This window comes from Streptomyces pratensis (assembly GCF_037137275.1).
Taxonomy (GTDB): domain Bacteria; phylum Actinomycetota; class Actinomycetes; order Streptomycetales; family Streptomycetaceae; genus Streptomyces; species Streptomyces pratensis_B.
The window spans coordinates 1-297 of record NZ_JBBBEN010000029.1 but is presented as its reverse complement, the minus strand read 5'-3'; the positions used below and the strand labels follow the sequence as shown (position 1 = coordinate 297).

Sequence of the window (297 nt, the reverse complement as noted above, 5' to 3'; positions counted from 1 at the left end):
CCGACGGTGACCAGCAGGACGGCGGCGGTCCTGACGCCGACGCCGGGCATCGACGTCAGGACCTCCGAAAGAGGGTGGGCCTCCAGCAGGCTGTTGATCTGGGCTTCCATCGCCCGGCGCTGGGTGTGGACGGCGGCCAGGGACGCGGCCAGGGAGGGGATGACGATGTCGAGGGTGCCGGTGCCGGGGACGGCGACGGTCTGTTCGTCGAGGGCGTCGAAGACGTCGTCGATCAGCCGGGCGGCCATGCGGGGGGCTTTCGGGCGGATCAGTTCCACGAGTCTGCGGCGACCGGCT

At 71.4% G+C, this 297-nt stretch carries 1 pseudogene; it reads right to left on the bottom strand.

Annotation, left to right across the window (positions count from 1 at the left end):
* Nucleotides 1-297, bottom strand: a pseudogene (locus V9U70_RS00165) (IS110 family transposase); the annotation flags it as partial.